Origin of the sequence: Planktothrix sp. PCC 11201 (assembly GCF_900009135.1) — a bacterium.
Lineage (GTDB): Bacteria > Cyanobacteriota > Cyanobacteriia > Cyanobacteriales > Microcoleaceae > Planktothrix.
Genome location: NZ_LT797706.1, coordinates 140,269 through 145,641 on the forward strand (window position 1 = coordinate 140,269; position 5,373 = coordinate 145,641).

The 5,373-nt window shown below is 42.5% G+C and carries 6 protein-coding genes and 1 tRNA gene; 2 read left to right on the forward strand and 5 right to left on the reverse strand.

All coding sequences use genetic code 11. The annotated features are described in order from the left end of the window. Positions 1-390 (reverse strand): hypothetical protein (locus PL11201_RS26535; RefSeq protein WP_159451556.1); only part of this gene is annotated, 390 nt, incomplete at its 3' end. Positions 391-785: 395 nt separating this feature from the next. After that, entirely contained in the window at positions 786-1,490 is a 705-nt protein-coding gene (locus PL11201_RS17750) for a hypothetical protein (protein ID WP_079680226.1), read from the reverse strand. Between the two features lie 185 nt (positions 1,491-1,675). Between PL11201_RS17750 and PL11201_RS17755 the strand changes: the two genes are divergently transcribed. After that, positions 1,676-1,861, forward strand: a complete 186-nt coding sequence (locus PL11201_RS17755; RefSeq protein WP_144017810.1) for a ribbon-helix-helix domain-containing protein — start codon at positions 1,676-1,678, stop codon at positions 1,859-1,861. 373 nt (positions 1,862-2,234) lie between these two features. Here the strand turns inward: PL11201_RS17755 and PL11201_RS17760 are convergent, their stop codons facing one another. The 3 genes from PL11201_RS17760 to PL11201_RS17770 form a co-directional block, all read right to left on the reverse strand. Further along, the gene (locus PL11201_RS17760) at positions 2,235-2,507 is read right to left on the reverse strand and encodes a hypothetical protein (protein WP_079680228.1); all 273 of its coding nucleotides are present in this window, start codon (positions 2,505-2,507) and stop codon (positions 2,235-2,237) included. Between the two features lie 941 nt (positions 2,508-3,448). Continuing rightward, positions 3,449-3,520 (reverse strand) — tRNA-Thr (locus tag PL11201_RS17765). A gap of 136 nt (positions 3,521-3,656) precedes the next feature. After that, the gene (locus tag PL11201_RS17770; RefSeq protein ID WP_079680229.1) at positions 3,657-4,037 is read right to left on the reverse strand and encodes a c-type cytochrome; all 381 of its coding nucleotides are present in this window, start codon (positions 4,035-4,037) and stop codon (positions 3,657-3,659) included. 403 nt (positions 4,038-4,440) lie between these two features. Between PL11201_RS17770 and petG the strand changes: the two genes are divergently transcribed. Then, positions 4,441-4,557 (forward strand): cytochrome b6-f complex subunit V, encoded by a 117-nt coding sequence (gene petG / locus PL11201_RS17775; protein WP_079680230.1) that lies wholly within the window; start codon positions 4,441-4,443, stop codon positions 4,555-4,557. The last annotated feature ends 816 nt before the right edge of the window (positions 4,558-5,373 follow it).

A 5,373-nucleotide genomic window follows, 5' to 3' on the forward strand; every position in this document is an offset into this window, starting at 1 on the left:
TTTGGCGGTTGTTCCCTTGTAGCCTTGAGTTTTAACCTCAAATTCAGCTTCGTTTCTGATCATCCGTTGCCCGTGACGGTTGATTTTTGCCTCGGCTTTTAAGATGACTTCGTGTTTATCGGCTGCTTTTTTAGTAGCAGTAGCATTTTGCTTTTTAACCCGTGCTAACTCGCTTAATCCGTCCGCCTCCTCTGGGGTAAATTCCCGCACACGGTCACAAACTGGCATTGTCCGGTAGGTATCAAAAATTGTTTCCGGTGGGTTGTCAGGGGTGATGGCGTTATCAGCACTGCGTTTGAAAACATTGTCTTTGCTAATCCCTTTATGGGAGCCGTCAACGGGCGCAATTGTTGATGATTTAAAATCATCTCCTCTCAAGAATCCAAGCATTTGTTGATCTCCTATGGAATGAGTGTTACACTGATAACTGTTTTGATAAAAAGGGTTAGAATAATTCGTTTGATTCTGTGAACCGTTCTTTAACTTGTTCGACAAATTCATCCCAGTTATCCCAGTCCTCAATAGCTGAGCTATAAACCTCTATAGGAGAAGATCGGGTATAAAGGGTTATCCTGTAATACTCGGGATTAATGAAATACCCGCTTATGTCCCGAGTTGCTATTACAAACTCTTTTTTGTTGTTGGTAGAAAACAATCGTAAACAAGTCATAATGAGTGTTACAGTGATATTGTGACATGAACATTGGTTGCTAAATAGAACCCTGTTAAGAAGCACATCAGGTACAACAAACCTGGGAATAAGTAATCAATTATCCCAACGGGTTTCATAGTGCCAATGCCTCCGATAGCATCCGTTCGCCTTCCTCTAATAAAGTTAGGAAAACGACGGCGGTATCTTCATCTAGGGGTTCGCTTTGAAGCTTTTCTAAATCTGGTAGGGATAACCCTTTGTCCATCATCTTTAAGAGCAGTTGATCACGGATGGGTGTGGGGGATTCAAGACAATCTGATAACTGACTAGCTTCACCCGCAGGGGTTATTGGTGGGATGGGTTGGGACTTCTGGACAAAATCATCCGTTGCGGTGTTAACGATGGTTTCAATTCGGAATGAATGCCAACGGGTATCTATTCCCTTGGCCATACAGTTCCCCCAAACATCAAAGTAGAGGATTTCGTATGTCTGGCGACCCGTGGTAAAGGTTGCGCCTGGCATCATCCAGGGTTGCCATGCTTCAAACCCCAGACCCACGGTTTCTGCAAGTAATGGGAGTTGGCTAGGGTCAACGATTTCAGAACACAGCACCCACTCCCCATCAATCATGGTATGGGTAGGGTTGTCAAAAGGTAAATCGTCAACACTAGGTTGATTGACTGTTACAGCGATATCTGTAATGGGTTCAGGTACAGGCTTAAATTGTGCGATCGCACTCTCCCAGGTTGCCTTTTTGGACAAGCTACCGTGTTGACGCACATCATCAGGGGTTAACCCTAACTCGGTAGCTTTAGCTTTGAGTTCTGCCAGTGTCATAATTGAGTTGCTCCTAATAACTAGGGGTGAGTACCCACAGTGGCTTAACTTGGCGGTTGGCACTGTGGGATTTATATTGCTTGCTATGCTACTACTTAATGTTACTAGCTAATGACAGCTATTACTTGCTGTGGTAGCATAACAAGTATAGTAACACAAAGTGATAGGATGGCAAGTAGATGATTATGAAAACTTTTGTAAAGGAACCTACCGATGTGGGAGGGAAAGTCCAGCAAGCTAGAATAACCGCTTATATCCCTCACGATGTTAAAGAGCGCCTAGAAAGCATAGCCGAGTCAGAAGACAGAACGTTAAGCAACCTTGTAGCGATGATCCTTAAACGCTATGTTGAGGGTTCTGAAACCAATTAACCCACCATCACCCCCAAACATTAAAACCCTGACTAACCATCAGGGTTATTTTTTGATTATTTTCACCGTGTAGGCTGTGTAAATGTTGTAATGCTTACGGGGTAAAGGTTACAAGCTATTTAAGGTAAAAATGGTTAGGGGGGTTGTGTAAGGTTGTGTAAGGGGGCCGTGTAAACCTCTAACCCTTATATATCAATACTTCCAACTTTCTTACACGGCCTACACAGCTATTTTAGTTAAATTTATTTTTTCTTTACCAGCTTTACCAGGTTAGTTACCAGCTTGTTAGGGGGTAGTGTACCAGCTTAAACCCTTATATAGAGGGAGTCTTTACCAGCTATACCTGCTTTTATTTATTTATCGCATGAAAAATTTATAGACTATTGAGTTCTACCAGTTTATCCAGAGCTTTTCTGATTTCCTTTTTGATAGCACCCCCTGTGTTAGCAGGTAGGGTTAGGGCTTGGGTTAGGGTGTCAATGGCGGCGTCTAATTCAGTTTGGCGGCTATAGTCACCCTTATCTAATTTGTGGGCATATTCCAAAACTTTAGGCGCAATCGCTTCTGGTAGTCTGTAGACTTTAATCGGTTTATTAACCCAAGGGGACTTATCTAGTCCAGAGGTGTTAGGAATACGGTTAGGCATAATGATTACGTCCTCTGTTACGGTACTACTAACAGTGTAACACTGATTCATTTAGCCTACAATGTCTTAAAGGATTAAATATACTCGATACATTAATTATGCGCCTTGACTAAAGCATATCACTGTAACACCCTTTATATATAGGTTTTAAAACTTGTACTAAAAAGTCAACGCTAAGTAGGGTATAAGGGGAAAATATAGTTAATTTCACCAAAACTACTTAGGGGTATAGGTTTGGGGGTCTGATAGCTAATTTCCTTCTATAGCCGCAATGGATAGCGGCTATAGAAAATAATCTTCTATGGGCTAGGGAAAATTTACCCGCAATCCGAGGGAAGTTTGTAAATCTTCCCATTGTATGCAGCTTGGGAAGATAACCAGAAAGTTTTAGGAACCGTACAAATTTTCACACAGCCTACACGGTGAAAACTAAAATTTGTGGCGCTCGCACATTATCAAGGTAATTGGGCGAGTGATAGGGCAGGGTGATTTTAAAGGGTGAAACACTACCCTCCCCCTAACCCCTGACAAATATTGATTGGAGGTTTCAGGTAGCAGTCAAGGTGTCTTCAACGTAGTGTGCCTTGACGGGTAACTGAACCGACATAGAATCAATAGTCAGGTTAGGGGGAGGTAACCTTGTAGGAATAGTTGTAGGGGTTATTCCTTATATATAATTTTCTATTTATCCCATTTGACACTTTTAAATTTATGTGTTAATGGGATTTTTAAGTTTTAAGGGTATAAGTAAAAATTAATTATTTAGGGTTTTAGATTAAATGTCTGTATGGATAGGTAAAAAGTAATCTACCCAAAATCCTTTCGACTATGATGGATTTGGATAGATTATGGATAGCAAATTCACTAAGAGCAGTTCTCAGTGGTAGAGCATCTGGGTTGTAATCAGTTGGGAGTAAGGAAAATTTTGGCACGGAAAAAAAAGCTGGTGACAAGATTTGAACTTGCGACCGGCTGATTACAAATCAGCTGCTCTACCACTGAGCTACACCAGCAACGTTTCTGATTATAGCAAAAGTTACTAATTTTGATCAAGACTTTTTGAGATTTTTTGAGGTTATCCCCATTCAGCGACCATCCTAAAAAGGTGGCGTGGTGAGGAATCCCCGTCCGTTTACGGCGGGGCGGATGTCAAAGAGTTTCCAAATAATTCAACAGGTCGGCCATTTCCTGGGGACTGGGTTGAAATTTGGGCATGGGTGGGGTATTACCACCGGTGACTTGCTGAATAATGCCCACTTCTGATTTCCGTTGAGAAACATCCTGAAGACTTGGCCCCACTTGACTATCGGTTTGCCAAGCGTGACACCCGGCACAGTTATAAAGAAAAATTGCCTGCCCTCGGACAAAATCTCCCTTGAGGGATAGCACATTCTCCACATAGGGATCAGAAACCTGTAGCTTAGGAAGGACAAAAATCCAACCCAAAATCAAAACCATCAACGCCAGGGTGGTGATGGCGGCTCGTTTCATCAGGACATCAATTTCTGTAATCGCAAGCTGGTTATCCAAGGTGTTTCTAATAATTTGAGACCGATCTACAAGAATCTTTACATTTTATCTAGTTTATCCTTGAACGCATTAATTAACAAATTCAACAAAAAGTTTAACTTAGTGAACGAGGTTAAACTCAGGTCGCGGGAGGGCATTCCGAGACTTAAAACGGACGTGGAGACAGTGTAAGACTACTTTTAAAGTAGCAACAGTCTGCGTTGGCGAAGCCTGCGCGAAGCGCGAAGCGTCAACCCCATTCAGCGACCATCCTAAAAAGGTGGCGTGGTGAGGAATCCCCGTCCGGCGGGGCGGATGTCAAAGCGTTGTCTGGTTAAGAGCAAGAGCACTCAACAGTGAAGCGTCAACGGTTAAGGGTATGATTAAAGATTGATTGCTCAAATTAACACCAAGGAGTTATCCAGTGGTAGAACCATTATTATCGGGAATTGTTCTGGGTTTAATTGTCGTTACCCTATCAGGGTTATTTTTTGCGGCGTACCAACAATATCGTCGGGGAAACCAATTTAATATCGACTAGATATCCAGCCAACCCAAAACCACCCTAGGTTAAGCCTTCTGGGTTTAACCTAGGGTGGGTTGATTGTAAGAAGGGGATGGGCAACGTTCAGAAGAATTCCGCCAATTGCAGCGTGGCGACAAAATTGTTCCAACTCAAAACAACAGTACCCAAAGCTCATTTCCCTAGTGATTTCCTCTCCTATGTTGGATGATGTAGAGTTGCTACTAAGGTCAAATGCCTAGTTGCATTGCTCCCTTCGCCATGATTGGGGGAAGTGTAAGGACTTAATGATAGGTACTGTTGTTCGTATTCCACAAGACAGATTGTATTGATCTTAAACAGAGTAACTAACCTCCTAGTTAAACTGAGGAACTTCCTCATTTATAATCCGTAAGTTTGGAGTTGTATACTTGTTAACAACGAAGCTACATTGCTCCCATTTGGTTCACTAGAGGAAATATCAGCAACTAAAGAAAGAGTTACTGCCGAAGATGACAGACGTTAGATGAAACAGTTTAGTTAACCTCCTAATTTCACTTAACCTGGACGTTCAAGAAAACGTGTTTCGGGCCTCCTTTAATAGAGATTTTACCGTTTGAACATCGTTTGCTGATCTGTCAGAGAAGCTCTTTTCGGCTTCTGTATATACAATAGACATTCCCCTTATGAATTGCAAGTGAAATCCATTAAAGTTAATCATTTGATCAATCAACACTCTCGCAATTGTAAACTTAGGTAACAAAGATTCAGGGAATGGGGAGGCAGGGGGAGCAGGGGGAGCAGGGGAGGCAGGGGGAGCAGGGGGAGCAGGGGGAGCAGGGGGAGCAGGGGGAG

Excerpts from the sequence above, each read along its gene's own strand:
- PL11201_RS17750 (WP_079680226.1), bottom strand. The coding sequence starts at position 1,490 with ATGACACTGGCAGAACTCAAAGCTAAAGCTACCGAGTTAGGGTTAACC.
- PL11201_RS17755 (WP_144017810.1), top strand. The coding sequence starts at position 1,676 with ATGAAAACTTTTGTAAAGGAACCTACCGATGTGGGAGGGAAAGTCCAG.
- PL11201_RS17760 (WP_079680228.1), bottom strand. The coding sequence starts at position 2,507 with ATGCCTAACCGTATTCCTAACACCTCTGGACTAGATAAGTCCCCTTGG.